General features: G+C 34.1%; 28 protein-coding genes. 11 read left to right on the top strand and 17 right to left on the bottom strand.

Going from position 1 to position 26,772, the window contains the following annotated elements:
* Positions 1–15: 15 nt before the first annotated feature.
* Positions 16–315, bottom strand: coding sequence for a (2Fe-2S)-binding protein (locus NEH74_RS06340; protein ID WP_055244902.1), 300 nt, complete (start codon positions 313–315; stop codon positions 16–18).
* Positions 316–670: 355 nt separating this feature from the next.
* Here NEH74_RS06340 and NEH74_RS06345 point away from each other — a divergent pair, with 355 nt between their 5' ends.
* Positions 671–916 (top strand): hypothetical protein, encoded by a 246-nt coding sequence (locus NEH74_RS06345; RefSeq protein ID WP_262941202.1) that lies wholly within the window; start codon positions 671–673, stop codon positions 914–916.
* A 313-nt stretch (positions 917–1,229) separates the two neighbouring features.
* On the opposite strand, the gene NEH74_RS06350 is transcribed toward NEH74_RS06345, so the two are convergent.
* Together NEH74_RS06350 and NEH74_RS06355 are read right to left on the bottom strand one after the other, a co-directional pair.
* Complete coding sequence (locus NEH74_RS06350) at positions 1,230–1,688, bottom strand: YdeI/OmpD-associated family protein (RefSeq protein WP_262941203.1); 459 nt, start codon at positions 1,686–1,688, stop codon at positions 1,230–1,232.
* 443 nt (positions 1,689–2,131) lie between these two features.
* Entirely contained in the window at positions 2,132–4,111 is a 1,980-nt protein-coding gene (locus NEH74_RS06355; RefSeq protein ID WP_055304540.1) for a M28 family peptidase, read from the bottom strand.
* A 130-nt stretch (positions 4,112–4,241) separates the two neighbouring features.
* On the opposite strand from NEH74_RS06355, the gene NEH74_RS06360 reads away from it, so the two are divergent.
* Positions 4,242–4,646, top strand: coding sequence for a helix-turn-helix domain-containing protein (locus NEH74_RS06360; RefSeq protein ID WP_055243548.1), 405 nt, complete (start codon positions 4,242–4,244; stop codon positions 4,644–4,646).
* A 15-nt stretch (positions 4,647–4,661) separates the two neighbouring features.
* Here the strand turns inward: NEH74_RS06360 and NEH74_RS06365 are convergent, their stop codons facing one another.
* Positions 4,662–6,035, bottom strand: coding sequence for a GntP family permease (locus tag NEH74_RS06365; protein WP_055304538.1), 1,374 nt, complete (start codon positions 6,033–6,035; stop codon positions 4,662–4,664).
* A gap of 275 nt (positions 6,036–6,310) precedes the next feature.
* Between NEH74_RS06365 and NEH74_RS06370 the strand changes: the two genes are divergently transcribed.
* The gene (locus NEH74_RS06370; RefSeq protein WP_262941204.1) at positions 6,311–7,870 is read left to right on the top strand and encodes an AbgT family transporter; all 1,560 of its coding nucleotides are present in this window, start codon (positions 6,311–6,313) and stop codon (positions 7,868–7,870) included.
* 72 nt (positions 7,871–7,942) lie between these two features.
* On the opposite strand, the gene NEH74_RS06375 is transcribed toward NEH74_RS06370, so the two are convergent.
* On the bottom strand, positions 7,943–8,416 hold the full coding sequence (locus tag NEH74_RS06375; RefSeq protein ID WP_055304533.1) for a hypothetical protein: 474 nt from the start codon (positions 8,414–8,416) through the stop codon (positions 7,943–7,945).
* A gap of 94 nt (positions 8,417–8,510) precedes the next feature.
* A complete protein-coding gene (locus tag NEH74_RS06380; protein ID WP_055304531.1) occupies positions 8,511–9,224 on the bottom strand; it encodes a pirin family protein in 714 nt (237 codons plus the stop codon).
* 195 nt (positions 9,225–9,419) lie between these two features.
* Between NEH74_RS06380 and NEH74_RS06385 the strand changes: the two genes are divergently transcribed.
* Complete coding sequence (locus NEH74_RS06385; protein ID WP_055304529.1) at positions 9,420–10,145, top strand: N-acetylmuramoyl-L-alanine amidase; 726 nt, start codon at positions 9,420–9,422, stop codon at positions 10,143–10,145.
* Positions 10,146–10,274: 129 nt separating this feature from the next.
* Positions 10,275–10,973: an N-acetylmuramoyl-L-alanine amidase gene (locus NEH74_RS06390; protein ID WP_055304526.1), complete on the top strand. Its 699-nt coding sequence runs from the start codon at positions 10,275–10,277 to the stop codon at positions 10,971–10,973.
* Here NEH74_RS06390 and NEH74_RS06395 read toward each other — a convergent pair.
* From NEH74_RS06395 to NEH74_RS06405, 3 genes are read right to left on the bottom strand one after another with little or no spacing between them, the layout of a single operon-like run.
* Positions 10,970–11,503, bottom strand: a complete 534-nt coding sequence (locus NEH74_RS06395) for a VanZ family protein (protein ID WP_055304524.1) — start codon at positions 11,501–11,503, stop codon at positions 10,970–10,972. The two genes, NEH74_RS06390 and NEH74_RS06395, sit on opposite strands and share 4 nt — an antisense overlap.
* A gap of 3 nt (positions 11,504–11,506) precedes the next feature.
* On the bottom strand, positions 11,507–12,844 hold the full coding sequence (locus NEH74_RS06400) for a DUF4179 domain-containing protein (RefSeq protein ID WP_262941205.1): 1,338 nt from the start codon (positions 12,842–12,844) through the stop codon (positions 11,507–11,509).
* Positions 12,834–13,364: an RNA polymerase sigma factor gene (locus NEH74_RS06405; RefSeq protein ID WP_238581257.1), complete on the bottom strand. Its 531-nt coding sequence runs from the start codon at positions 13,362–13,364 to the stop codon at positions 12,834–12,836. Before NEH74_RS06405 ends, NEH74_RS06400 begins: the two co-directional genes overlap by 11 nt.
* Positions 13,365–13,498: 134 nt before the next feature.
* On the opposite strand from NEH74_RS06405, the gene NEH74_RS06410 reads away from it, so the two are divergent.
* Positions 13,499–14,245, top strand: coding sequence for a M15 family metallopeptidase (locus tag NEH74_RS06410; protein ID WP_055304518.1), 747 nt, complete (start codon positions 13,499–13,501; stop codon positions 14,243–14,245).
* A 132-nt stretch (positions 14,246–14,377) separates the two neighbouring features.
* On the opposite strand, the gene pnuC is transcribed toward NEH74_RS06410, so the two are convergent.
* From pnuC to NEH74_RS06425, 3 genes are read right to left on the bottom strand one after another with little or no spacing between them, the layout of a single operon-like run.
* Positions 14,378–15,067 carry a nicotinamide riboside transporter PnuC gene (pnuC, locus tag NEH74_RS06415; protein ID WP_055304516.1) on the bottom strand — a complete coding sequence of 230 codons (690 nt, stop codon included), beginning with the start codon at positions 15,065–15,067 and terminating at the stop codon, positions 14,378–14,380.
* On the bottom strand, positions 15,055–15,960 hold the full coding sequence (locus NEH74_RS06420; RefSeq protein ID WP_262941206.1) for a PfkB family carbohydrate kinase: 906 nt from the start codon (positions 15,958–15,960) through the stop codon (positions 15,055–15,057). Before NEH74_RS06420 ends, pnuC begins: the two co-directional genes overlap by 13 nt.
* Complete coding sequence (locus tag NEH74_RS06425) at positions 15,957–16,952, bottom strand: ADP-ribosylglycohydrolase family protein (RefSeq protein WP_055243538.1); 996 nt, start codon at positions 16,950–16,952, stop codon at positions 15,957–15,959. Before NEH74_RS06425 ends, NEH74_RS06420 begins: the two co-directional genes overlap by 4 nt.
* A 252-nt stretch (positions 16,953–17,204) precedes the next feature.
* On the opposite strand from NEH74_RS06425, the gene NEH74_RS06430 reads away from it, so the two are divergent.
* Complete coding sequence (locus NEH74_RS06430; RefSeq protein ID WP_262941207.1) at positions 17,205–18,899, top strand: M3 family oligoendopeptidase; 1,695 nt, start codon at positions 17,205–17,207, stop codon at positions 18,897–18,899.
* 59 nt (positions 18,900–18,958) lie between these two features.
* Here NEH74_RS06430 and NEH74_RS06435 read toward each other — a convergent pair whose 3' ends face one another.
* A complete protein-coding gene (locus NEH74_RS06435) occupies positions 18,959–19,798 on the bottom strand; it encodes a metallophosphoesterase (RefSeq protein WP_212725188.1) in 840 nt (279 codons plus the stop codon).
* A gap of 160 nt (positions 19,799–19,958) precedes the next feature.
* On the opposite strand from NEH74_RS06435, the gene NEH74_RS06440 reads away from it, so the two are divergent.
* The 3 genes from NEH74_RS06440 to NEH74_RS06450 all read left to right on the top strand — a co-directional run bounded on the left by NEH74_RS06440 (position 19,959) and on the right by NEH74_RS06450 (position 22,566).
* A complete protein-coding gene (locus NEH74_RS06440) occupies positions 19,959–20,786 on the top strand; it encodes an undecaprenyl-diphosphate phosphatase (RefSeq protein WP_262941208.1) in 828 nt (275 codons plus the stop codon).
* Between the two features lie 817 nt (positions 20,787–21,603).
* Positions 21,604–22,200: an NAD(P)H-dependent oxidoreductase gene (locus NEH74_RS06445; protein ID WP_055244600.1), complete on the top strand. Its 597-nt coding sequence runs from the start codon at positions 21,604–21,606 to the stop codon at positions 22,198–22,200.
* Positions 22,201–22,341: 141 nt separating this feature from the next.
* Positions 22,342–22,566, top strand: coding sequence for a hypothetical protein (locus NEH74_RS06450; protein WP_055304503.1), 225 nt, complete (start codon positions 22,342–22,344; stop codon positions 22,564–22,566).
* A 124-nt stretch (positions 22,567–22,690) separates the two neighbouring features.
* Here NEH74_RS06450 and NEH74_RS06455 read toward each other — a convergent pair whose 3' ends face one another.
* Positions 22,691–23,848, bottom strand: a complete 1,158-nt coding sequence (locus NEH74_RS06455; protein ID WP_262941209.1) for an iron-containing alcohol dehydrogenase — start codon at positions 23,846–23,848, stop codon at positions 22,691–22,693.
* Between the two features lie 243 nt (positions 23,849–24,091).
* Between NEH74_RS06455 and NEH74_RS06460 the strand changes: the two genes are divergently transcribed.
* The gene (locus NEH74_RS06460) at positions 24,092–24,376 is read left to right on the top strand and encodes a hypothetical protein (protein WP_237252747.1); all 285 of its coding nucleotides are present in this window, start codon (positions 24,092–24,094) and stop codon (positions 24,374–24,376) included.
* 39 nt (positions 24,377–24,415) lie between these two features.
* Here NEH74_RS06460 and NEH74_RS06465 read toward each other — a convergent pair whose 3' ends face one another.
* The 3 genes from NEH74_RS06465 to NEH74_RS06475 form a co-directional block, all read right to left on the bottom strand.
* Positions 24,416–25,213 carry an ABC transporter permease gene (locus NEH74_RS06465; RefSeq protein WP_055244593.1) on the bottom strand — a complete coding sequence of 266 codons (798 nt, stop codon included), beginning with the start codon at positions 25,211–25,213 and terminating at the stop codon, positions 24,416–24,418.
* Positions 25,210–26,103, bottom strand: a complete 894-nt coding sequence (locus NEH74_RS06470) for an ABC transporter ATP-binding protein (protein WP_055304495.1) — start codon at positions 26,101–26,103, stop codon at positions 25,210–25,212. The genes NEH74_RS06465 and NEH74_RS06470 overlap by 4 nt, the downstream gene beginning before the upstream one ends.
* A gap of 438 nt (positions 26,104–26,541) precedes the next feature.
* Positions 26,542–26,664 (bottom strand): alpha/beta fold hydrolase, encoded by a 123-nt coding sequence (locus NEH74_RS06475; RefSeq protein WP_256637857.1) that lies wholly within the window; start codon positions 26,662–26,664, stop codon positions 26,542–26,544.
* Positions 26,665–26,772: the final 108 nt, after the last annotated feature.

Here is a 26,772-nt window from a genome sequence, read left to right on the forward strand (position 1 = left end):
ATCACTGATGGAGTTTTATTTTTTGGCAGCGACAACAGCTTCTAATAAATGAATACAACGTCCACAAGCTGTAGCAGTTCCTGTCATTTCTTTGATTTCTTCAATTGTTTTTCCTTCATTTGCTAAAGTAACTACTTGTTCTAATGAAGTTCCTTTACATCCACAGATACTTGCTAAGATAGCTTTAATGTCGTTTTCGTATTCCACTGTATCAAGATCTGTCATTACTTTAACATCTTCAATCGTACGAGCCCCTGCAATCATTGCATGACGAACTTTTAAGTAATCTGGTTTTTGAATTTTTTCTAATTTCATTATTTTTCCCTCATTTCTCTATTTTGGTTAAGCTCTTCAATTATCCATTATAGAGAATAACTCACGTTAAGTCCAATCATAGACGTGTTGTTTCAAATTATTCATTTCAAACTAAAATCATAAAAAACATTGATATCAAGACGTCCTATAGTCCCATTAAAATTTTTTTACGATATGAAAAAATTAATGGGACTTATATCATTTAATAGTGAATTCTGAGGCAATTCCTTTACATGTATAAATGCGACAGCTACCTTCCTGTTATTTCGGTGTATTGAAGTGTTAAATTTTTGAATCTTTTCTTTTTATTTGTTACAATATATGTATAATATTTTTTAAAGGAGGAATGGAAATCATGACTAGTTTAGCTAAAAAATTAGGATTAGTTAGTATTGTTATTGGATGCCTATTAAATATTTTAGTATTTGCTTATTTAACTTCTTCGATGATAGCTATGATTGTATTAGGAATTATCGGGATAGTCTTATCTATATTATCGCTATTTTTGAAATATGAGAAAAAGTGGGTAAGTCTTTTAGGACTAGTATTAAACCTAATTCCTCTATTATATTTTGCATTATTGTTTGTAGCTTTAGGTTAAGTGTCTTAGACATTTATATGTTGAGTCAGTTTAAATACTAAATAGTTTCAGGTTTAGGATTGAACAACTAAATTTACCTCAGTTTTTACAAACAAAAAGCAGTCATTTTTATAATGGCTGCTTTTTTGTTATGATCAATGATTCTGAGACTTTTCTATTAAAAACTTCTTTGTTTTTGTAGTGCTTTTTGCACCACTCATTTTTTCGGTTATAAATTTATGAACAGTATTTAATTTCTTACAAAAGTTATTACAAAAATGACTTTATATTTAACCTTATCCAATCCATTTTTTTATCCCACTTATCAATAACGTTATCTAACATAGCGTTCTTTATTAATTAATTTTTGGATAGCTGACTCTATTCGTTTCATTTTTGTGTCTTCTTTTTTAGCAGAAGTTATCCAAGTCATATACTTTTTTTGATTAGAGTATGAGAGTGTCTCCCAAAAGGCTAATGCTTCAGTTTCCTGATGGAGGATTTCTTTAAATTCCACTGGAAGTTCGATGATTCGTTCTTCTTCGTCTTTTTCAATGGTCACAGACACTGAATCTCCAATTTGTTTATTTAGTTTCTCGCGAATGGCTTTTGGCATGCCAAGAATATGACAATCAGTTCCCATTTTAACAAGTGATCCACGATATTCAATCGTCTCAAATAAGGCTTTTACTTTAACTCTTTTTGCATGGTAGATGTCTTCAACATTAAAGGGAATTTCAACGTAGGCTCCCCCTCTTGGTGCTTCGATAATTTTTTCATTGAATTTTTGCATGACAATCACAACCTTATCAATGATATATATAAGTCCGGATAAGTTTTTAACATCGTAAAAACTAAAGTCTTGCCGGTTGAGGATAAATGCTTCGCATGGCAGGTAACCCATGCCCTACCAGCGGAGGATACATTTCCGTTGGAAACGGCAGGTGGCCCATGCCCTAGTAGTGGGGGATTAGATTTCTTTGAGAAATCGCTAGGTGCCCCAGCCCTACTATAGTTGGCCTTTTTATCAAAAAGACTTGTGTACTAAGCCTGATGGTTAGAATATGAAATACATTTCGCTATCTATATAAGTCCAGATAAATTTTCTTCAGAGAAAATTTTTAATTGGACTATAGGCTGCCTTGATAGGTAAAACATATCAGTATTTTTTTATTTGCTACTTGAGATGTAGAATATTTATCTGTTTATATATATATAGATTATTATACTATGCATTTATGGACGTCGATACAATGAGCGCATCCAATCAATGATTTGTTTAAGATGCACCATTTCTTCTTCAATCACTTTTTCTTGGCGAAACTCTTCTTCTTTTAAGATCTCTTTTAGATGCTGGATTTCAACATAAATATCTTCCCAAGAATGCTTACGCTGAAGCGTTTCAATAATATCATAAAGATCGAGCTCACTTAATAATAAATCTCGTCCCCAAGTTAAATGTTCGTCATCTTGATGACAGGACTGATGAATATAGAATTGATATGTTTTTTTATCGAAGTAGAAGGCATAGAGATTCAGGTCAACTCGACAAAGCTGTTCAACGGCAGATTTTAGCTTTTCTTTTTTTAATAGTCGAATCGCCTCACGAAGATGAAGGATATTTTCTTGATGAGCTTCGTGTGGGAAAATATTTGCTCCATACCATGAAAGTCGTACAAAAGATTGCTGAATCATTAAGTAGAGATAGTGAAGCTGTTGATTAATATATTTCGCTTCAGAATCAGTAAAGTGATTACGTTGAGTAAACTCATAAAGATTTTTAGCGCACCATTTCGCATCATGGATGAGGAAATAGAGCTCTTTATAATGATGATAAGATTCAAAGTCGAGACTTTCTTCTAAGGCATGAAACAGTTTCTCAAAATTGAAGGGCTTAATCTTCATTTGATCAAATAAAATGATGATCGTTCCATATAGTTTATGACAATATTCAAAAGCTGATCGACTAAAGTGATTGTGAATTAGGTCATAGTTTGTCTGATAAGTCGTTAAATGGTTCTCGTTAATTGGGCGATAACTAATAATCGTAGGTACCCCACTTTGAGAGTAGGCAAAGTCATCACTTAAGATGGTGGTTGGTGCATCAATGAGACAACCTTGTTTATAAGGACAGCCCGTTACAATTTTTTGAATCGCATTAACCAATTCCTTATATTCATAAGCCGTACGGATATGATGATAATCGTATTCATCATGAGCGACAAAACCTTCTAAATTAATAGCAACGAATGCTTTTTCGGCCCATTCAGGATGATTTTTAGTAATCTGTTGATATCCACCAATGGACCAATTGAAAGAGGAATTTGTTAATCCCCATTCTTTCGCACTATGGGCAATGAAGATAATTGTTTTACTCGGAATATAATGACTATTAATTAAAGCACGGGCTAAGCTTAGTAGTAAACCACACCCACAAGCTCCGCTATGAAAATTGTGAAATAATCCATCATAATGAGACATAACTAAAATAATATCATTCGGATTTCTCCCTGGAATCTCACCAATAATATTATATGAGGTACTATCAGGCGAAACTTTACTATAACAATTCAAGATAACCGAAATCTTAGAAGAAGGTGATTGAATTAATAATGTTTTAAGAATATAAGCATCTTTTAAACTAATCGAAAAGGCTGGAATATCAGCGGGTGCCGTAAAATTTTCATAAGTGAGCGCATCAGCTGGAAGTTTTTGATTTTCATTTATAGGAGCAGCAATGATTCCATAAGCTCCTTTTTGTCTTGCTTGTACGGCGCAAATACCAATTTGGCAACCAATATAAGAGTCTAAATCAATGAGTACTAATTTTCCTTTAACGTCGATGTTCTCGTAATCTTTTTTTGTTCCTTTCCCCACATAAACAAGGTCAAAGGTTTTATTCTCATGGATACAGTTGCTTGCATAGGCGCTTAAAGTGATTTTTTGAGGCGTATTCTTTTGATCTAGATAATAGAGCTCTCCATTCTTAAACTCCCATGAATCAACGATTACTTTTTCTTTTCGAACATTTTTTAAACCAATACTGTTAAATTCTTGATATAAAAAATGACCGGCTGCAAGTTCTGCTTCTGAACCAGCCATTCGAAATCCAAGAGTTTCATTTGATCCAAACTGAGAAAGAGTATTAGCCACATAGGCCGCATAATCAACATTAATAGAATCATAAAAGGCATCTAAATCTTTTTGGTAGTCCATACTGTCCTCCTCCTTATTTCTATCGCTTCTATATCATAGTAGAAAAGTAGTAAATAGGTTCCTGTCTTGATGAGAAATGTATATCTATTATAGAAAATGAATACGATAGAAGTAAAAAGGGGGATAAGAGATGGAGTTTAACGAAAAACTACAATTATTAAGAAGAGCGAAAGGGATTTCCCAGGAAAAACTGGCAGAAGAAATTGGTGTTCCACAACAGTTAGTTGCAAAGTGGGAAGAAGGGGACGAAATACCAGATATGCATAGTTTAATGGCATTATCAGATTGGTTTAATGTAAGTTTAGATGAATTATTAAGAGATCGAATTAACCTCAGAACATTAGAGCGTTTAGGATTTTATGAACAAGAAGTTGAGACGTCTGAAGATGATTTAATAGAGAATAGTATTTTGATCATAGGGATGATTTTAATGATGATGATGGGATTTATTTTTAATCATCTAATGGTAGGGATAACCTGTGGTGGGATTGGAGTTGGATTTTATTACTTAATAAGATTAAAAAAACGCCGATAAATCGGCGTTTTTATTTTAGATAAAAATTACAGAGGTTCCTAGTACGATCAAGAAAGTAACGAAGATTGGAATAACAACGGATGTCACAAAGATATCTTTATAAGCTTGTTTGTGTGTTAGGCCAAAAATCGCTAGTGTTGTAATGACGGCTCCGTTATGAGGAAGTGTATCTAATCCGCCAGATGATAAAGACGCAATACGATGTAGAATTTCTGGTGTAATTCCAAGAGGCTCACTCATTTGTAAAAATGTTGGTGCTAAAGCATTTAAGGTAATTCCAAGACCACCTGAGGCAGAGGCAGTTAGACCACAAATGATATTAACTGAAAGGGCCTCAGCAATAATTGGATTCGGTGAAAGGTTTAAAATCATGGTTTGAATTCCAAGGAAAATAGGAAGTGTTTTGATGATACTTCCATAACCGACAATAGCACTTGAGTTTAAAAGGGGAATAAATGAATTTTTAACTCCGGTATCTAAAATAGATTGGAGGTTTTTAAGTTTTTTGATATTCAATAAAAGGATAAATAAAATCGCAATTGCGATTGAGATAATAACGCTCCATGTTCCAGACATACTATCGAGTGTTGTATTGAACGATTCTAGATAAGTCCCATCTACATTTGGATAGTAGACTTTTGAGAAGAAGAGGTTCAAGGCGAAGATGATTATAATCGGGGAGATAGCTAACCAAATTGATGGTGTTTTAGAAGATGTTTTTGATTTCATTTCTTCATTAAACCCGTAGCCCTCATGATTTTTATGGGCAGATTTTGCTCGAAAGTTTAGGTAGATCATTCCTAAAGTAAATATCAAGATGCTAGCAATGAGGCCAATAATTGGAGCAGCAAAAGTATCTGTTTGGAAGTAAGTCATAGGAATGATGTTTTGAATTTCAGGACTTCCTGGTAAAGCTGTCATCGTAAATGTAAAAGCACCAAGAGCGATTGTTCCAGGAATGAGTCGTTTTGGAATATCGGCTTCTTTAAAGAGTAATGTTGCAATGGGATAAAGAACAAAAGCAACGACAAAAAGAGAAACACCTCCATAAGTTAGGAGTGCACCGGAAAGGACAACGGCTAAAATCGCTCGCTTAGGTTGGATCCATTTGGTTATAAAGTGAGCAATTGCATGCGCATAACCCGTTTCCTCCATCAATTTAGCAAAAATTGCTCCTGTTAAAAATAGTGGAAAATAGTTTTTAACAAATCCCGCAAATCCGTCCATATAGACTAGAGTATAGTTAGCCATCAGATGACTATCTAATCCAAAAGTCAGAAATAAAGTTATGAGTGAAATAATGGGGGCGGTGATAATTGTCGAGTATCCTCGGTAAGCTAAAATCATAATCGCGCTAAGTGAAAGTATTAAAATGATGAGATGACTCAAGAATCATTACCTCCTTTCAAGTTTTGAAATTGAATTTTATTATTTTTTTACAATTTATATGATTGAATGATATTAGTATAGATATAAGTCGGTATTTTGACAAATAATATACAATTTTATGGCTATAATTGTAGAAAAATAATGTATTTTTAATCATATGGAAAAAAAATACAGTGGAAATTGGTCGAATTTTATAGATATAATTAGATATGTTTAACCATATAAACTACCTCACCTAAATTATGGGAAAGGGATTGAAATCAAGGAGGTATTCTATGAGTGAGAAAGTGAAAAAGAAGAAATTAACTCTTCTAGACCGAGTAGAAAAAATCGGTAATGCATTACCACACCCAGCAACAATCTTCTTAATTTTAAGTGCAGTAATTGTTGTTTTATCAGCTATCTTATCAGCTGCAGGTGTATCAGTAACTTATGAGGGGATCAATCGTACGACGAATACGGTTGAAGAAATGACGGTAACAGTTCAAAGCCTTTTATCAAGAGAAGGTGTTCAATATTTATTTAAATCAGCAGTAACAAACTTCACAGGGTTTGCACCACTTGGAACAGTATTAGTTGCTTTACTTGGGGTTGGACTTGCTGAAGGAACAGGTTTAATTGGATCATTATTAAAGAAATTAGTAATGAGTACTCCAAAACGTTTAATTACAGTTGTAGTTGTACTTGCAGGGGTTTTATCAAGTATCGCATCTGATGCAGGATACGTTGTGTTAATCCCATTAGGAGCTATTATCTTCTTAAGTATGGGACGTCACCCAATTGCAGGTCTTGCAGCGGCATTTGCCGGGGTATCTGGTGGATTCAGTGCTAACGTGATGGTTGGTCCTACTGATTCATTATTAGCAGGATTAACAACAGAAGGTGCTAAATTAGCCGATCCAAATTATGTAGTAGAGATGACAGGTAACTGGTGGTTCTTAATCGCTTCAACAGTATTAATTACAGTTATCGGTACAATTGTAACTGAAAAAATCGTTGAACCACGTTTAGGAAAATATACAGGTGATGCGACAGTTGAAGAAAGTGCAATGACAGTTTCTAAAGAAGAACAACGCGGATTACGTTTCGCTGGAATCGCAACATTATTATCAGTTGCAGGTTTAGCAGCATTAGTCGTTCCAGCTAACGGATTCTTACGTGGAACTGATGCAGGGATTCAAGGAATCTTAAAATCACCATTCATGGATTCAATGGTTCTTATCATTGCTTTAGTATTTGCCATCGCAGGGATTGCATATGGAGTTGGATCTAAAGTGGTTAAGAATGATAAAGATGTCATGAACTTAATGGGTAAAAGTATGGCTTCAATGGGATCATACATTGTGTTAGTATTCTTCGCATCTCAATTCGTTGCTTACTTCAATTATTCAAACTTAGGAACAATCATTGCAAACAAAGGTGCAGAGATGTTAAAAGTAATCGGATTACAAGGTATTCCATTAGTCATCTTATTCATCTTAGTTGTAGCGTTCATTAACATCTTCATGGGATCAGCTTCAGCTAAATGGGCAATCTTAGCTCCAGTATTCGTTCCGATGTTAATGGAAGTTGGATTCACACCAGAATTCACACAAATGGCTTACCGTATCGGAGATTCAACAACAAACTTAATCTCTCCATTAATGAGCTACTTCGCATTAATCGTAACATTTGCTGCTCGATACGATAAGAAATCAGGAATCGGAACTTTAATTTCAACAATGGTTCCTTACTCAGTATTCTTATTAATCGGATGGACATTATTATTAATTGTATGGTTCGTATGTAACTTACCATTAGGACCTGGTGCTTCAATCTTCTTACCAGGATTCTAATTTAATCATTAAGACTTAGGCTAAAACCTAAGTCTTTTTTTATATCATAAATAAAAGGTGTGAGGATAAACTTCACACCTTATTTTTTCGCAAGAGAATATAAAGTCCAATGATAATTAAGCAAATAGCAAGTAGTAGTGATGATGAAATGAAAAGTTGGACATAAAAAAGAAGTGAAATGAAGCAAAGAATCGTAATGGGAATTAAGAGTCCTTTGTCTTTATGATCATATAAATAAAGTTGTAGCAATCCAAATGCTACCGCTAATAAGTAAATAGGCCATGTATAATTAGAATAATCCCATCGGGTTAAAATTTCAAAACAAAATAATAATCCAATTACGGTTAAAATTCCTCCTGGAACAAGTTGTCCAGGATTTTTTCTTGTTTGAAAATAGTTCATTTCAAAATAAAGTCCTGGGATTAACACGCATAAAAACCATAGATGATGAATTAGTTCATTATTTAGATGAAAGATGTAAGTGATGAGCGAAAATCCACCTATTAGAATGAGTAATAATCCGACTAAATATCGAATTGTCTTCATAATAAAATTCCCCCTTTTGGTCTTAACATAACATGTTTAATTGAAAGAAAAAAGAGGAAAAGTTTAAAAAGCAAAGGCTAGTGCCTTTGCTTTTTTACATATAAGGATGAGAGGATTTTGGCATATCGATAACAATGAAGTGTGACGTATGAGTTGCTTCAATATGAATATTATCTTCGATAATTTCAATCGCATCTTTTTCTTTTACAGCAATCTCGTTGACCGTTGAGAAGCCTTCGATTTGCATGAGATAAGCTTGACGCCCAAAGGCTACATTAATATCGGCAATATTTCCTTCATCTAATAAAATGGTATAAATATTCACATCTTGATTAATAGTGATAGGAGCATCCTCATGGATGTCAGAAACCATATGAAGCCATTGGTTATGACGTGCTTCCCAGTCAAAGTGATATTCGCCATATGTTGGTTGATGCCCTCTTTTATCCGGCACAATCCAAATTTGAAGTAAGCGTAAAGGAACGTCAGTATTGTTATACTCACTATGAGTAATACCTGTTCCTGCACTCATATATTGCATTTGTCCACGTTTTAAGATACCGACATTCCCCATGCTATCTTTATGAGTTAGTTCTCCCTCAACGACATAAGTGATGATTTCCATGTCTTTATGGGGATGTGTATCAAATCCGGTGTGAGGGGCGATCATATCGTCATTTAGGACACGAAGAACTCCAAAGTTAATATTTGCTTCATTATAATAATCAGCAAATGAAAAATGATAGGTTGTTTCTAACCAATCATAAACAGCGCCACCCATATATCGATGATCGAGTTTTCTAAGCATGTGATTCACTCCATCTCTAAAAAAATTCAGGCGTTCACCTAGTAATAGTATTGTTCAGTCGAAATAAACTATACTACATAATAGTCGTATCTTCGACAGGAAAAATGTCATCAAAAAGGATGTTTAAGGTTTTTCTAAGGTTTGTGTATTACAATCTCCTTAAATCAAAAGGGTTAAAAGAGAAAGGAGAACCGTATGAGAAGAAACCGAAAGAGGCGCTTAATTAAGCGTAATTTAATTTCATTGTTCTTAATCGTAGCAATCATGAGTGGCCTTGCATTATCAATTTATTATTCAAAAACCTCGCAAACTATGATTGCACAATCTTATTATGAAAATGAACGCACTGTTACCACTACTCAGCCATTGATTATTATTGATGCGGGTCATGGTGGTATTGATCCAGGAAGTGATAGTCAAGGTATTTTAGAAAAAGATATTAATTTAGAAATTGCCTTAAAACTTCAAGAAGTCTTAATCGAAAATGGATATGCGGTTTTAATGACTCGTGAAGATGATAGTTCATTAGAATTAAGAGAACGCTCAGATTTCGCTAACGAACAAGAGGCAGACTTATTTATTAGTCTTCACCAAAATTGTTATGCTCAAGATGAGAGTGTTAATGGAATAGAAGTGTATTACAATAGTGATAAAACAACAAATGATCAACAATTAGCGCAAATGATTCAAGAGGCACTAATTAATGAAACAGGTGCAAAAAATCGTGGAATTCGATCAGATAATGGTTTAGTCGTGACACGTGAAACAAAGATGCCTGCTGTGTTAGTCGAGACAGCATTTATTTCTAATGATTATGAACTTGATTTGATTACTTCTGAAGATTATCAAAACAAAGTTGTTGAAGGAATAATAACTGGAATTGAAAATTTCTTGAATGAATCTAATATAAAACCAGAATGATGATATGAACATTCTGGTTTTTCTTTTATCGTATGTTTTGGAGAGAATTAACTATACTACATAATAGCTTTATGTTCGACAAAACTCTCTTAGTTCGTAGATAGCCATCGGACGAAAGGAAGATGAAATTTGATAAATAAATCAAAAAATAAATATTTTGCTCGATTCATCGTAGCTTTTGTAATGATAAGTCTTTTATTTATTCCTCTCACATCAACTTTGGCTGCTTCGATACAAAAAACAAAGTGTTTTGATTACTTCTTTAAGCAAAATCGAAAAATTATTATTATTGATGCCGGACATGGTGGAACGGATCCAGGTAGTGTCAAAAGAGGGATTCAAGAAAAAGATATTAATCTTCAAATCGCACTAAAATTACAAAAAAGATTAGAGAGAAAAGGCTATAAAGTTGTGATGACCCGAACCGATGATACAGCGATTAGTTTAATTAATCGTGCGAAATTAGCCAATAAAGCGAAAGGTGATTTACTTATTAGTATTCATCAAAATAGCTTTAAAGATTCGAGTGTTCATGGGATTGAAGCTTTTTATAACCCTGGGAAAGAAACACTCGATGGTCAATTAGCAAACTGTATTCAAGAAGCGCTGATTAATTATACACAGGCTAAAGATCGTCATGTTAGAGCAGTAACTAATCTAGTGGTTATTCGAGAAGCTAAAATGCCAGCTTGTTTAATTGAAAGTGCCTATATCTCAAATGATACTGAACGTGAGCTTATTCAAACTAAAGACTATCAAGATAAAGTGGTGACTGGTATTATGGAAGGAATTAAAAACTTTTTAAACGAACAAGCAAAAAGCAGCTAATTTGTAGCTGCTTTTGGAATCATGAGTAAATGTTTTATTTTTTGATAACTAAGATAGATGAGATAACCAATTAATGCACCTGAAACATTCCAAATGACATCGTCAATATCAGCAAAACGACCATTATAATATTGAAGTGCCTCAATTGTCACTGAGATAATAAGGGAAGCAATTAAAATGTTTCGTCCCGATTGTTTGATTAAACCAACTAAAAGGCCAAATGGTACAAATAGTAGGATATTTAAGCAAACTTGTTTTAAAACATAAAAACCATAATCCATGACTTCTTTTAATGTATTTATAATAGGAACTATATTTGGAGAAGCGTGAGAGTCAGAAAAATTACTTAAGCAAATGTTAAACATACCTGTTAAGCGTAAAAGATTAACGAAGTAACAACAAAAAATAAATTCGATGAAACAGATGGATAGTTTCCAATCTGTTCTTTTTTTTAACAGTTTTAAAATTAAGGCATAAACCAGATAAATTGGAGTAGCGAAAATTAGCGTGAATAAAGTGAGATTAACCAAGAGTTATTCCTCCTTATTTAATGTAATATATTTATCATTGATTTGAATCATTTTAATTTTTGATAAATCTAATAGACCGGGAAATAGTATTTTTATGACAAATTCTGAGTTATCCACAGTTCCATCTGTCACTTGGATACTTGAGTCGGATTCAAGAATTTCACCATTGTCCAAAAGAATTTTGACTTGTAATGATTCCTCAGTTTCGGTGCCTCTTAGTGTGACACCAAGTGCTGAGATGTTAATTTCATTAATTAATGTTTCATCAAATGTTAAATCAACCGCTTGTTTGATTTCTTCTGTCGTTGAGTCTAACTTGAATTTTACTCTCCAATCTCCTTCGGTATATTGTCCGTTGTACACAAAATCACCTTGAAGTTTAAATTGAGACAACTCATCTGGTGAGATATCAAAGACGTATTCCTCTAGATTTCGTCCATAGACAAGATTGTTTTCTTGATCAACGCCAAATGAAATATTTTTGAAATAGTTATCAACTTTTTCTTCTAGGCTATTAACTAAATAGACGAAGCCATGATCATCGATGTTATCTTCCCGCCATTCGAGTTGAATATGAAGTTTATTATCAATAAATCCAATATTCGAGAGTCGAACAAAGTTTAGCCCTGGGATTTCTAAGTCAAGTTCTCTTGGTTTCAATACTTTTTTAGTTTCTTCAAAATAGTATAGTCCGTCGCCACCAGAACTAACGCCCTCTTTGAATAGGATAGTTTCAGCTTTATGAGTCTCGAGAATAGACCAATCCGTTAGGACATCATGCTCTTCATATTTTTCTTTTTGAGTTAAAAAAGATTGAATGCCAACGATAATCTCTCTTTCATTTAAGTTTTTTCCTCCATTTCCTTGTAGACGAAACGTCGCAGTCTTTGTCGTTTCATCGTAAGCAATTAACGGCATGGTTAAGGCACGGACGCCAGTTGCTGTATAATTATAGATATCTAGTGTTTCATCAAAGATTTCCCCCGTTAAATCTTGTAGTGTCAAATAAGCAACAGCTGTTTCATCGTCATTCATTGCGCCGATGACTTCTAGGCGAATTCCATCATGTTCATCGATAAGTCGAATCGGTTGTAGGGCTGAATAGACTTCATAACCAATTAACTCAATGAATTTTTGAACATAACGGTTATCAAAAGCCATCATAAATAATAAACAGCAACAAAGACTTGGGATAATGACTAATTTAAAAGAACGATTATATTTAAATGATTTAGATTTTGAACGACGTTGATTAACTTGTTCATATAAGTTTTCAATGTTTGGTGTTTCAACTTGTTCTAGCGTTTTCTTAATGAGCTGCTCTTCTTGGCTAAATTTCATGAATGATTAGACTCCCCTCGTTTGAATTTTGAATTTCAATGAGCTGTTTGGCCAATTTTTTACGTGAACGTTCGTATCGTTTACGAAGTGTGGCAGCGGGAAGGTGATAAATTTCTTCTAATTCTTTGTAGTCGCGTTCTTCGATAATTCGGTTGAAGATGAGTGCGCGCTCCATTCCTGAAAGTTTAGAAAGTGCTTCTAATAATTCTTCACTCATCCCTGTGTTTTGAATTTGAGGTGTAATTATAAAAAATCGCAACTTTCTTTTTCGTAATTGATCTATACAGATTGAGTAAGCAATACGATATAACCATGCCGATAGTGACGTCCCATTTTGGAATTGGTGTCGTTTATCAAAGGCTTTTAAAAATGTCATTTGAACGACATCTTCTGCTTCATGGTAATCACATAAAATGTTATGACAATATCTCATTAATGCATGTCCATATAAATCAATGGCTTGTTGTAATTCTAATTCATCCCCTGTCGCAAAGGTTTCATCTAATAACTTTGCCTGCATCATCTCACTCTCCTTTCAAATCCTACCCTTTAAACGGATTAAAGATTTCTTTTGTGACCATTTTACCTAAAATTGTTTAAAAAATAAAATTTTATTCAATAATAAGGCAATTAAGTGGTGAAGGAGGATGCAAGATGAGTAGAATAAAGATTTTAATGATGGTAGTGAGTGGTTTATTCATGATGATTGGAATCATAACGATGATTTCAGCAGGAGCAGAAGCTGCCCCGTTGAATGAGGATAGTGTACCTGTCTTTTATGAGAATATTATACAAGTAGAAAATCCTGATAGTTTAAGTGTTTTAGTGAATAAAAATTATAGTTTACCTGAAGATTATGAACCCGATGATTTGGTCTTTTTAGAAGTGCCTCTCTATAATAATGATAAGAGTAACGAAGCGAATTATTTAAGAAAAGAGGCCGCTGATGCTTTAAAAGAATTATTCACAGCTGCCCAAAAAGAAGGGTATGAATTAATTGCTAGAAGTGGTTATCGCTCTTATGCGACACAAGCTTCTTTATATGGACGATATGTGGAACAAGATGGGGTTGAAGCAGCTGATACATATAGTGCACGACCAGGGCATAGTGAACATCAGACAGGGTTAACTATTGATATTACATCAGATGGTGTTCACGGTGGTTTAACTGAATCATTTGGAGAAACAGAAGAAGGTAAGTGGGTTGCTGAAAATGCGTATCGCTTTGGTTTCATTGTAAGATATCCACAAGATCGAACGGCGGAAACAGGTTATCAATATGAGCCATGGCATCTTCGTTATGTAGGGGTACAAGCTGCTACCGAGATTTATCAGGATCAATTAATTTTAGAAGATTATGTTTTAAGTGTGATGAATCGAACGAGCTTTTTATGGGATTAAATTAAAAGACTGTCAGGATGAATGACAGTCTTTTCTAAATATAGAAGTTTAAAAGAATTTATATAGGATATTAATTTAAAAGGGGAAGATATATTTCTATTTTGATATCGAATGAACTAGATAAGTGGGTGACTAATTGACCTTGCTTAATTTTAACCAGTTTCTAAATCCATAGACTCCATTAATTAGATAAGCTGAGAACATGATAATCATTGTGACGCTACCTTCCGGTGTTCCGAGTAATAGTGACCACATCGTAATGGAGAAGACATTGATAATCATCCACAAAATCCATTGTTCCATAAAACGACCAATCTGAAGTAAGAAAGCAACAATCGAAAGAACGGTTGTAATTGAGTCAATTAATTGAAGATTTCCTCCAAGTGCAACGAGGACACGCCAATAAGCGGTTATGGCAATTAATAATCCAATAATTAATAAGATGATTTGTTTAGGTGTTAAACGACGTACAATAACTGTTCCTGCATCATCTTTTTGTTTACGCCACATATAAAATCCAACGATATTCATCGGTAAATAGTAAAATCCATTTAACATGACTTCACCAAATAGTCGATTTTGATAAGCAATAATCGCATAAAGTCCAACGTTAACACAGGCAAATGCATAGGTTGAAATTTTACCTTTAGCACAAAGAACAACCGAAATAATACCTGTTACCCCACTGATCAGTGCCATCGGTGAATCTCCCCAAATGATACTTAACGTTAACATGGTTAAGGTGGAAATGATTAACCATGAAATTTCGAATAATGTCCAATCGCTAAAATAGTTTTTTGTTTTCATCACTAATGTTGACATAAAAGAAAGTCCCCCTTATTAAAATTTTCTTTTTCTAATTTACTGCTTTTTAAACTCACAACCTTTGCAGCTACTTTATTAGCAACTTCACAACACGTTAAAGTGTCATATCCAAGTGCACGAGTTGCTAAGATTGCTCCTAAATGACTATCCCCTGCTCCGATGGTATTTACAACAGTTGCTGGTACCGATGGAATGAAGTCAGCCATTTCATGATAATGAAGAACGCCCTTTTCCCCTAGTGTAATAAAGACTTCATTTTGTGTTCGTTCAACTAAAGATTGAGCTGCTTCTAATAATTCAGTTGTTTGAGTAAATGATAAAGCTTCTGATTTGTTAAGATGTAAAATAGGTTTTAAATTTAAAAGTTTATTCATCGTTTCTTCTTCAATAAATGTAATGCGTGGACCTGGAGCAAAGTAAATGTTTGGAATGGATTGTTCACTTAACCACTGACTAATGATTTCTCCACTTTTTCCTTCCATTTCATAACCTGATAAATAAACCGTCTCATAATTAGAGGCATCTAATTGGGATAGCCATTCTAATTTATAGTCCTTCTCAATACCTGGAACGGTAATAAAAGTCCGCTCTCCTCCCTCTTCTACTAAACAAAGACAATAACCGTTATCAGCACGGTCATCTTGAATATGAAGCTGATAGCCTTCATGAATAAGTTCTTGTTTAATCATGGTTGCATATGAACCTTCGCCAATCGGAACGACAAGATCATGATTCACATTAAAGTGTTTTAAAATAGTTGCAACATTATATGCACATCCCCCAATATTGACGGCTTGTTTTTGACAGTAAATATCATCTCCTGTTTGAGGTAAATGTTTAATATTGAGTATAACATCAACAATGGCGTTACCCAGAACTAATATTTTCATATCAAAGTCCCCCTTGCCTCGTTTAAGTGGTTCGCATATCTTATAAAATTAACTGAATTCGATTGATTAATTTCTTCAATGAGTTCGGAACGAATGGAAGAATAACCTTCATATGCTCCACGAATGGCACAAGCCATGGCCCCAATTGTATCGGTATCGCCCCCTAAATTAGCACAAAGTAAGCTACAATGTTCGACATCTTTAGCATAATAAGCAATAGACAAGGCGGCAGGAACAGATTCACTCATTAAAACACCACATCCAATGGTTTGATAGATAGACTCTAGAAAGTTTTCATCATCTCCTGCATGTTGTTTAGCTAATTCAATGCCTAAACGGGTACGCGTACTTAATGAAGGGTTAATGGTTTCGAATCCTAATTCTCTTGCAGGGGCCTCTGTTGAATAGACAAATTCTAAAATGTGATCGAAGGTGTCATAAGCCATGGCTCCACTGACAGCAGCGGCAACCATACAAGCGCCAGCAAGGGTCACGTCGCTACTATGAGTGACTTTAGAAATTTGACTAACGAATTTAATTAGTTCCGCTTTTTGTGTAGGGTGAAATAAACACCCAATTGGTGCAATACGCATCGCTGACCCGTTTGTTTGTGCTTGGTTCGTAATTTTTGTGACATCATCGCCTGCTTGAATACCGAGTAAAGCTGCTTTAGAACTTGGACCTAAGATATTTTTTTCAAAAGCTTTTTCCTCTTTAGCCCAATTTAATAACCGTTCAACAAAATCATCAGGCTCGAAGTGGAAGTTTTTTGCGATAAGTGAATCTAGTATGAGAAGAGCTTGGGCTGTATCATCCGTAAACTGCCCTTTTTTATATTGGTAAGCGACCTCGTTTTCACTAGGTCCATCTAGGAAAGTATGGATATTACCAAAAAAAATTTTAACTTTTTGACGACTCCAGAGTTCAGATGGCATTCCCATGGCATCTCCGATTGCCATTCCATACAGTGTCCCAAGAATTTGATTGATCATATGAATCTCCCCTTAAGTTTACAGGTGACAAGACACCTAATAGTTAAGATTTTAGAACAAATGATGGAAATAGTCAATGCAAAGTGTACAATTAAAAAAAACATTTGGTAAAAACATACAAAACTTAAGAGGATATAGTATAATAGCGGTAATACCTTAAATTATCTAAGATGTGGGGAAACAAATTGGAATGAGTTATTTTAGATAACGCAAATTATAAGGTAAATCGAATCTATGTTAGGAGTGAGATAAATGAAATTTTCTGAGTTTAAATACGAACGACCAAACTTTGATCAATATAAAGCGACCATGACGTCATTAATTGATCAATTTAAGGTGGCATCAAGTGCCTCAGAACAACTCAACATCGTGACTGGAATTAATGAGACACGCAATCATATTGAGACGATGGCTACATTAGCATCAATTCGTCACAGCATTGATACACGTGATGAATTTTATGATGCTGAGCAAAATTATTGGGATGAATATGGACCGCTTTATGAAGAAATTAATTCATTATTTTATGACGCCGTCGTTTCATCACCTTATCGAAATGAATTAGAAGAAAAGTTAAGTAAACAATTCTTTACCATTTTAGATTATCGTTTAAAAGCTTTTTCTCCTGAAATTATTGCAGATTTACAAGAGGAAAATAAATTATCGAGCCAATATACGAAATTATTAGCGTCAGCTAAAATTCCATTTGATGGTGAAGAACGTACCCTACCTGGAATGGGGAAATATTTATTAAGTGAAGATCGTACCGTTCGTGAAGCTGCTTCAAAAGCTAAATATGCCTTTTTCGAGGAGCATGAAGCAGAAATTGATGAGATTTATGATCAATTAGTTAAAGTTCGTACACGTATCGCAAAAAAATTAGGATTCAATAATTTCGTTGAACTAGGATATGTTCGTATGACACGTAGTGATTATAATCCTGAAATGGTTGAAAACTTCCGTAAGCAAGTTTTAGATTATATTGTGCCAGTGGCAACCTCATTATATAATCGCCAAGAGGCACGTTTAGGATATGGAACACTCCGTTATTTTGATGAAAAGTTTGAATTTACAACAGGAAATGCCACACCTAAAGGAGAACCAGAATGGATTTTAGAAAATGGTGTGAAAATGTATCATGAATTGTCGCCACAAACAAAAGAATTCTTCGATTTCATGGTCGATAGCGAGTTATTAGATTTAGTGAATAAACCAGGGAAAGCAGGTGGGGGATATTGTACTTATATCCCAGAATATAAAGCGCCATTTATTTTCTCAAATTTTAATGGAACAGCAGGAGATATTGACGTTCTAACGCATGAAGCGGGACATGCTTTCCAAGTTTACTCGTCACGTTGGATTGAGACACCTGAATTAAACTTCCCAACTTATGAAAGCTGTGAAATTCACTCAATGAGTATGGAGTTTTTCACTTGGCCTTGGATGAACTTATTCTTTAAAGAAGATACTGAAAAATATAAATTTACTCATTTAGGATCAGCGATTAAATTTATTCCTTATGGAATTGTTGTCGATGCGTTTCAACATTTTGTTTACTATAATCCAGATGCAACGCCAGCCCAACGTAAATCGGCTTGGCGTGAACTTGAGAAACAATACTTACCACACAAAAACTATGAAGGATGTGACTTTTTAGAGCGCGGTGGTTGGTGGTTCCAACAATCGCATATTTTTGGTAGTCCATTCTACTACATTGATTACACATTAGCGCAAATTTGTGCGTTACAGTTCTGGAAACGTATGTATGATAACCGCGAGGAAGCATGGAATGATTACGTACGTTTATGTGAAGTTGGAGGAACAAAATCATTCTTAGGATTAGTTGAGTATGCCAATTTAAAATCTCCATTTGAAAATGGATGTGTTAGCTCTATTATCACAGATATTAAAGCTTGGTTAGACGCTGTGGAAGATCAACAATTATAATATTTAAATCATTTCATCTTTTTTATGAAATCCATATAGCACATCACTATCTTACCGAGCTAAAAAAGCGGGTGCATAAATGCACCCGCTTTTAATGTGATTTCAATTAAATGTGGACGATTAAAGAGCCGTTGAGGAATAATACTGTTTCCAAGGCCTCGGCTAATAATCATCGTTGTTTGATTTTTGGTATGAGTTCCCTCTGAAAACTCAGGGAAGAGTCCTTGATTTGGGGCAACTAGTCCTCCAATGAAAGGAAGTCTAAATTGTCCACCATGAGCATGTCCAGATAAGACAAGATCAATATTTGATTCAACGTAAGTTTCAAATACTTCAGGACGATGGGACAATAAAAGTTTAAATTTATTTGACTCACTCTCTTGTAATGCAATACGTAAATTGTTATCCACAGATGAACCAAAATCAGGATCATCAATTCCGACTAATTCAATTGATTGACCATTAATCTCTAACGTTGCATGTTCATTATGTAATAGGCGGACTCCCATTTGGACAAGGCGTTCTTTTAATTCTTTAAAATGGCTTTCCCACGCTTCATGATTTCCCGTCACAAAATAAACAGGATAATCACTTAGCTGTTCGATTAAGCTAAAACTTGCTTCATCATCATAAGATGAATCGAAAAGGTCCCCTGTAATAGCAATTAAATCTGGTTTAAAAGTATTAATTTTTTTAAGTAAATCACTCTGATTTTTTCCAAAGTATTGTCCATGTAAATCAGAGAGATGCATGATTTTAAATCCGTCAAAATTTTGTGGAAGTCGTGTTGACTGTACAGTGATCTGCTCCACGCTAATCCATTTGTTTTGTGAATACAAGAAAATACCCAATATCATGACTCCAATGAGCGTTATAAGAAATATTTTTAATTTTTTCATCCATTATCCCCCTTTTTTTAATTATTATAACGGATATTGCGATGTAAGTTTATGCAATTTTAGTATTTTCTTAACAAGTAATCCGTAGTATCATAAAGAGGTTATAGAAATCAATGCTGATTGGGGATTGATTAAAGATTAGAATTTAGGAGGGTTAGTTGTGGATTTTATTGAGATTTTAAAGGTAATCTTCTTAGGAATTGTTGAGGGGATTACGGAATGGCTACCTGTAAGTAGTACAGGACATATGATTTTAGTCGATGAGTTTATTAAATTAAATATGACGCCTGAGTTTATGGAAATGTTCTTCGTTGTTATTCAACTTGGAGCGATTATGGCGGTTGTTTGTTTATTTTGGGATAAGTTATTCCCATTTGAATTTAAAGGTGGATTTAAAGTTAAAAACGATACGATGAATTTATGGTTCAAGATTGTTGTTGCTTGTTTACCAGCTGCTGTCATTGGTTTATTATTTGACGATGTCATTGATGAGTATTTATTTAACCCACTAACAGTTGCCTTAATGTTAATTATTTATGGAGTCTTATTTATTGTTGTTGAAAATCGTAATAAAGGACGTCGTCCAGTCATTAATGATTTAACACAGATTACATATAAATTTGCCTTCATGGTTGGAGTCTTCCAATTATTAGCGTTGGTACCAGGAACATCTCGTTCTGGGGCAACAATCGTCGGAGCCATTTTAATTGGTGCCTCACGTTATGTCGCTTCAGAGTTTACGTTCTTCTTAGCGATTCCGGTCATGCTTGGAGCAAGTTTATTAAAAATATTAAAGTTTGGATTTGTTTTTACATCCGCCGAAGCTATTATATTAGGAACAGGAACGTTAGTAGCATTCTTCGTTTCAATCTTAGCGATTAAGTTCTTAATGGGATACATCAAGAAACATGACTTTAAAGTATTCGGTTGGTATCGCATTGTATTAGGAATTATCGTTCTTGCGTATTTCTGGTTCATGGCTGCTTAATTTCATTAAAAAAATCATAGTATGTTAGTACTATGATTTTTTTATTGCCTATTTTTTAATCGACAAATTTTAAGTCATTTATCATCTATGATAAATAGGAGATGAAACGGGGTGATTGTTTATGAATTTTATTTTGGAGTTTTTAATTGATATGTGTTTTGAGATGATTCAGTCTAATCAGATTAGTCGTCCAATTCGATGGGTGATTTTTCTTTTGGTTGCCGCACTTTATTTAATATTAATCGTTGCGCTACTCTATCTAATGATGAAAATTTCTAATCTGTGGATAAGTGTTTTTGTATTCGTTATTGTAATTTTAATAATGATTCAACTAGTTCGTCTCTTTTTAAAATTATATAAATCAAACCTAAAATCTTAAGAATTTCTTCATAACTTTTCCTACATTTTCTTAAAAATTAATTGAACTTATTATGATTAATTTCTTTACTGGAGTCATAGGATGCGGTATCTTCATTTGTTTAATTAAACTGGTATCATTAAAAAAATTATTAGTTGAAATCAATTAATACGTTTGAATATAAGAGCATCTCTAAAGGAGGTGCTTTTTATTTTGGAAGGTGAATTGATTAAAATCATTAATATGTAATAAAAACTTAATTAGTGGAAGTTATTTTTCAAATATTACTGAAATTTTTAATGTCTTAATCGATAAAGAAAAAGAAGTTCTAAAGACAATTTTAGACAGGGGACCTTGTCAGTATAAAGAATATGAGATTTACATAATCTAAACAGGAAGTATAAGTTTAGACTATTATTTTTCGTAAATATCACTAGTTAGTAGTAAAGGAGCGATACGATGAGTAAAGTATTATATATTAAAGCGAATATTAAACCAGAAGGACAATCACGTACTTTTAGGATTTCTGATGAATTTGTAGAAAGCTATAAAAAACAACATCCAAATGACGAAGTAGTCGTTTTAGACTTATATAAAGAAGGCATTGATTTTTTAAGACCAGAAGATTTAGGTGTTTTGTTTGGCCCAAAAACAGAAGAAAGTAAAAAACATCCACACTTAAAATATGCTTATCAATTTGTTGAGGCAGATAAATATATTTTTGCAGCACCAATGTGGAATTTAAGTATTCCTGCTATTTTAAAAGCTTATATTGATTATATAAGTGTGACTGGAATTACGTTTAAGTATACTGCAGAAGGCCCAGTGGGATTATGCCAAAATAAAAAAGCCATTCATATTGTGACTCGTGGTGGTGAATATAAAGACATGCCATATGAGATGGGCGATCGTTATTTAAGAACAATTTTAGGTTTCTTTGGCATTGAAGACATTCAAACATTAGCAGTAGATAATACTGATTCAAATCCTGAAGGATTAGAAGAAATATTAAGTCAAGCCATTCAACAAGCACAAGAGATTGCTGTTCAATTTTAATGATTGAAAAAAGATGAAGATTGTATTTAAAGAGTGACAATTTCAGTATTTTGGTGATGAATTCCGATTGAGTCAATATCCTTCTTCTCATAAAAACTTATTGCTAAACTAGCAGTAAAGTGTAAGAAGGAGGATAGGCTAATGGAGATTTTTGATTATTTAGTAACAGGCTCATTGTTAATGATTGTTTCAGCAATTTTTTATTTACCTGTTTATTTTATTCTGAGAAGAAAGATGATTCCCATTTTAAAACAATTAAGTTGGGCGTTGCTCGGCGGTGTTATTGGCTGTATGGCTTATGAGATTATTGTTAGATTATTCTTTACTAAACATGAATTTGAAAGTAAAGAGTTTGAAATAAAATGAAAAAATCCCTATGCCCGAAGGTCATAGGAATTTTTTCTTTATAGTGAAGCTAATTTGAGAAGAGTCCCACCTGGACTCATGTTATAGTATTTGATAGTTTTGATGTTTTATACTAGTTTAATCATTAAAGAGCGCCTTCTAAGATTTTGCGACTAATTTCTAGTGTAATTTCTCCTCTTTCTCCTAATGACGTCATATGGTGTGATTCAAGTGCTGCGAGAATTGAGTCGATTTGATCCGCTCCAATTCCATAGTCACTCAATCTTGTTTTGATTCCTAAGCTTTCGAAGAATTGACGAGTTGTTTCAATGATTTGGTCAATACGATTCTCTTCGCTACCAGTCGTAATATTTAGGACACGTTCACCATATTGTAAAAGTTTTTCTCGTTTTGTCTCACGCATGATGTTCCATAAAGATGGCATAATGATTGCTAATGTTTTGGCATGATCGATGCCAAAAAGAGCTGTTAATTCATGACCAATTCGATGAGTGGCCCAGTCCTGAGGAACGCCGGCTCCAATTAAACCGTTTAATCCCATCGTTGCACACCAAACAAGATTCGCGCGTAAATCATAATCTGTTGGGTTATCGATTGTAGCACGTCCGATTTCAATTAAGGTTTTTAAAATTCCTTCAGACGTACGATCCTGGAAACGTCCTTCCGCTGGATATGTCATGTATTGTTCCATCACATGAACAAATGTATCGACGACTCCATTTGCGACTTGTGTTTCTGGTAAAGTAAATGTTAAGCTTGGGTCCACTAATGAGAATTTAGGGAAGACTAAATCATTTCCAAATCCTAATTTTCCAATCGGTGAACTAACAACTCCTCCACGATTCATCTCAGAACCTGTTGCAGCTAATGTTAAGACTGCAGCTAATGGTAAAGCTTGTTTTAAGTTAGCTGTAATGCTTCGATCACGTAATAAATCAAGTCCATCTCCCTCATAGTAACTTGCTAAGGCGATGAATTTTGTTCCATCGATAACTGATCCACCACCGACAGCTAATAAGAAATCAATCTTTTCTGCACGTACCAGATCAACTGCCTTCATTAATGTTTCGTAACGAGGGTTAGCTTCAATTCCACCGAATTCTAAAATCTCACGATTAGGTAAAGCTGCTAAAACACGATCAAGTGTTCCAAATTTTTTAACACTTCCACCGCCATATAAGACAAGGACTTTAGCATCCTTTGGCACTAAATGATTTAACTCATTAAATCGATCACGGCCAAAAATAATCTTTGTTGGATTATAAAAATTAAACTGATTCATGAGACATCCCCCCTATTGCTTTTGAGCTTATTATAAGCACTTTAGTATGCTATAAGCAAGCTAAAGGCTTTGATTAGTTGAATTCTTACTTTAAATTTGTGTCACATGGAATGAGAAACTTAGCATCAGGTGTTAAAATCAATCCCATATGATTAAAAAAGTCGATATTTGAAAGAAAAATGACACATTAAAAAGAAGAATCTATCCAAACTAAGAGTAATTGTAATACTAGGAAGGGTTGATATGATGGCAACACATAATATGTATGTGCAAATTATTTTTGATGAAAAAACGAAGAAATTTAATTGTTATGCTGATTTAGGAGAAGTTTTAACGACATTAAATGATGGAGATGTTTTTACCATTAGTCAACAAGATACAACGAATGTCTTAGGAACGATTAAATACTCAGAAGATTGTAAGCCTTATGGATATTATTTTGTTTCGAATGATGGTCAGCTAACCATTGAATTAAATGATGGAATGTATGGATTTATTGAACGTCAACGAGAGGATGAAAATGATTGATGAAAAAAGGTCTCACCGATTGGTGAGACCTTTTAAATTTTAAAGAGGTAAATCGCGCTTAGTAAAGAGATAGGCACCAAGTGAATAAAGGAGAGTAGCGATTAGCAGTAGAATCCCAGCTTGGAAAAGACCATTCGTTTCATGGCTAGCAATCTCTTGGGCTGGGAATAAGGTTAATAAAGTGACATATTTAAGTGAGTCGAGTTTATCACTAATGTTTGAGAGCATTTGAATGAGAATAAAAAGAATTGGGATTCCAGCCCCGATTAGATAAGAGTTTTTCATTTCATTACTAATACAAGAACCAAAGAAACAGATACCACTTATCGCTAAATGAAGACAATATAATCCAATATTCATGTAAATCAGACGAGAAACATCTAAATCACCTGGGAACATCAAGTGAGAAACAATGATTTGAGCAAGCGTCATCAAGCAAATTAAAGCAGCTAAAGTTATCCACAGAACCGAAATTTGTGTCATAATAATGGTTTTTCGACTCACGGGTGTGGATAATAAGTAGGCCATTGATCCGCGATCGACGTAGCGGGCAACCAACTTATTCGCAACAATGATTTCAAAAATGAGTGGGAAGACGAGATAAATAAAGCCGTATAAATAAGATGATAAAAATTCAATAAGCGTTGAACCGGGACTCGTCATCCCAAAAGCACTCATCAGTTCAGGCATTGTTTGAGAAAATTGTTCTAGAATCGACCCAAGATTAGGGTCAAATAAACTAGTAACTACACTGGTATACATTAAAAGGACAGCAAAAATAATAATAAACACTTTATAGTTTGATTTGATTTCACGCTTAAATAACGCTAAATTCATGACTCATCCCCTCCGTAAAAATGTAAGAATAATTCTTCAAGTGTTGGTTTGGTTATATCTAAATCGATAATATCATAGCGACTTAAGGTAGCTAATAAATAGTTTAGATTATTTCGGGGTACAACTTTGATGACGTTTGATTCTACTTGTTTACATTCAAAGCCCTCATCCATAAATTGTTCCACTAGTTCTTGTGTGGCAAATGTGATTTGATAAGTTTTATGTTTAGAAGCCTTTAACGTTTGAAGTTCTTCAATTGAAATGAGACGTCCATCTTTAATCATCGCTGTTCGGTCACAGGTGCGTTCAATTTCTTCAAAAATATGAGAGGACATAAAAATCGTTTTTCCACGTTGCTTTTCTTCTAAAACTAATTCAATAAAACGATTTTGCATCAGTGGATCTAACCCGCTGCTTGGTTCATCTAAAATTAACAGTTCAGGGTCATGCATAAAGGCACAAATAATCCCGATTTTTTGCTTCATTCCTTTAGACATTTTTTTTATTTTCCCCTGTGGATTGAGCTCGAAGCGCTCCATTAATTCATACGCTTTGGTTAAATCAGTCATTCCTTTCATTTTTGCCATAAATTTAATAAATTCAAGGCCTGTCATATCATCCATGAAGGCTATTTCACCTGGAAGATAGCCAAGTGCTTGTTGAATACGGGCATGATCTCTTAAACAATCAAGTCCATTGATTTGGCAACTTCCTTGATCGGCTTGAATAAACCCCATTAAATGTCGAATCGTTGTAGATTTACCTGCTCCATTAGGGCCTAAAAATCCAAACACTTCGCCTTTCTTAACTGATAATGAGACATCAAAAATTCCGCGATTATTACCATAATCTTTCGTTAATTGTCTAATTTCGATGACATTTGTAGTCATAAAATTTCCCCCTGATAAATTCCTTATTTTTCAATATATCAGTATTATAGGAGGATTAGTCCTATCGGTCAACTATCTGCTGATAAAGAATACTAAAGATTAAAAAAGAAGGGATGTCCCTTTTTTTATGAGGTTGCAAATTTGACAATGGCTTTAGAAACTTTATCTTTTTCTTCAAAAAATGCAGCGTGTCCACTTTCAGTGAGCGAGATGAGTTTTGAATTTTGATATTGGATAGGTCATTAAATAATTGTTCATCGCGTAAAGCCATTAAAGATTTAGCAGTAGACCATCCCGCTGCTTTCAGACATAAATTAGTGAATCAGACAACTGTTTCACAGGTTGTGTATTGATAGAAGAAAAGATTACGAACTAATTGAATAAATTTAGGTCGGTTGTTCAAGCGTTGAGCAATGAATTCTTCGTATAGTCATAATTCTACTCGGTAGTTTTAATCCAAGCTAGAATAGCAGCGCCTAAAAGAACAAGTTTTGAAACACTATGAGCATTATATTTTAAAACATAGTACGTCGCAATGGCTCCTCCCATAGAATGCCCCACTATCCCGCTGCCTTGATAGGTAAAACATATCAGTCTTTTTTATTTTCTACTTGAGAGGTAGAATACTTATCTGTTTATAATAGAAATTAAAAAAAGGGGCTGTCTCAA

Source organism: Turicibacter sp. GALT-G1 (assembly GCF_025594995.1).
GTDB lineage: Bacteria > Bacillota_I > Bacilli_A > MOL361 > Turicibacteraceae > Turicibacter > Turicibacter bilis.

What these genes read in the sequence shown, in the direction of transcription:
- NEH74_RS06455 (WP_262941209.1), bottom strand. Translation starts at nt 23,848, where the DNA reads ATGAATCAGTTTAATTTTTATAATCCAACAAAGATTATTTTTGGCCGT.
- NEH74_RS06345 (WP_262941202.1), top strand. Translation starts at nt 671, where the DNA reads ATGACTAGTTTAGCTAAAAAATTAGGATTAGTTAGTATTGTTATTGGA.
- NEH74_RS06435 (WP_212725188.1), bottom strand. Translation starts at nt 19,798, where the DNA reads ATGAAAAAATTAAAAATATTTCTTATAACGCTCATTGGAGTCATGATA.
- NEH74_RS06405 (WP_238581257.1), bottom strand. Translation starts at nt 13,364, where the DNA reads ATGCAGGCAAAGTTATTAGATGAAACCTTTGCGACAGGGGATGAATTA.
- NEH74_RS06450 (WP_055304503.1), top strand. Translation starts at nt 22,342, where the DNA reads ATGGAGATTTTTGATTATTTAGTAACAGGCTCATTGTTAATGATTGTT.
- NEH74_RS06425 (WP_055243538.1), bottom strand. Translation starts at nt 16,952, where the DNA reads ATGATCAATCAAATTCTTGGGACACTGTATGGAATGGCAATCGGAGAT.
- NEH74_RS06420 (WP_262941206.1), bottom strand. Translation starts at nt 15,960, where the DNA reads ATGAAAATATTAGTTCTGGGTAACGCCATTGTTGATGTTATACTCAAT.
- NEH74_RS06340 (WP_055244902.1), bottom strand. Translation starts at nt 315, where the DNA reads ATGAAATTAGAAAAAATTCAAAAACCAGATTACTTAAAAGTTCGTCAT.
- NEH74_RS06430 (WP_262941207.1), top strand. Translation starts at nt 17,205, where the DNA reads ATGAAATTTTCTGAGTTTAAATACGAACGACCAAACTTTGATCAATAT.
- NEH74_RS06445 (WP_055244600.1), top strand. Translation starts at nt 21,604, where the DNA reads ATGAGTAAAGTATTATATATTAAAGCGAATATTAAACCAGAAGGACAA.
- NEH74_RS06410 (WP_055304518.1), top strand. Translation starts at nt 13,499, where the DNA reads ATGAGTAGAATAAAGATTTTAATGATGGTAGTGAGTGGTTTATTCATG.
- NEH74_RS06460 (WP_237252747.1), top strand. Translation starts at nt 24,092, where the DNA reads ATGATGGCAACACATAATATGTATGTGCAAATTATTTTTGATGAAAAA.
- NEH74_RS06400 (WP_262941205.1), bottom strand. Translation starts at nt 12,844, where the DNA reads ATGAAATTTAGCCAAGAAGAGCAGCTCATTAAGAAAACGCTAGAACAA.
- NEH74_RS06380 (WP_055304531.1), bottom strand. Translation starts at nt 9,224, where the DNA reads ATGCTTAGAAAACTCGATCATCGATATATGGGTGGCGCTGTTTATGAT.
- NEH74_RS06355 (WP_055304540.1), bottom strand. Translation starts at nt 4,111, where the DNA reads ATGGACTACCAAAAAGATTTAGATGCCTTTTATGATTCTATTAATGTT.
- NEH74_RS06360 (WP_055243548.1), top strand. Translation starts at nt 4,242, where the DNA reads ATGGAGTTTAACGAAAAACTACAATTATTAAGAAGAGCGAAAGGGATT.
- NEH74_RS06465 (WP_055244593.1), bottom strand. Translation starts at nt 25,213, where the DNA reads ATGAATTTAGCGTTATTTAAGCGTGAAATCAAATCAAACTATAAAGTG.
- NEH74_RS06470 (WP_055304495.1), bottom strand. Translation starts at nt 26,103, where the DNA reads ATGACTACAAATGTCATCGAAATTAGACAATTAACGAAAGATTATGGT.
- NEH74_RS06370 (WP_262941204.1), top strand. Translation starts at nt 6,311, where the DNA reads ATGAGTGAGAAAGTGAAAAAGAAGAAATTAACTCTTCTAGACCGAGTA.
- NEH74_RS06375 (WP_055304533.1), bottom strand. Translation starts at nt 8,416, where the DNA reads ATGAAGACAATTCGATATTTAGTCGGATTATTACTCATTCTAATAGGT.
- NEH74_RS06350 (WP_262941203.1), bottom strand. Translation starts at nt 1,688, where the DNA reads ATGCAAAAATTCAATGAAAAAATTATCGAAGCACCAAGAGGGGGAGCC.
- NEH74_RS06385 (WP_055304529.1), top strand. Translation starts at nt 9,420, where the DNA reads ATGAGAAGAAACCGAAAGAGGCGCTTAATTAAGCGTAATTTAATTTCA.
- pnuC (WP_055304516.1), bottom strand. Translation starts at nt 15,067, where the DNA reads ATGTCAACATTAGTGATGAAAACAAAAAACTATTTTAGCGATTGGACA.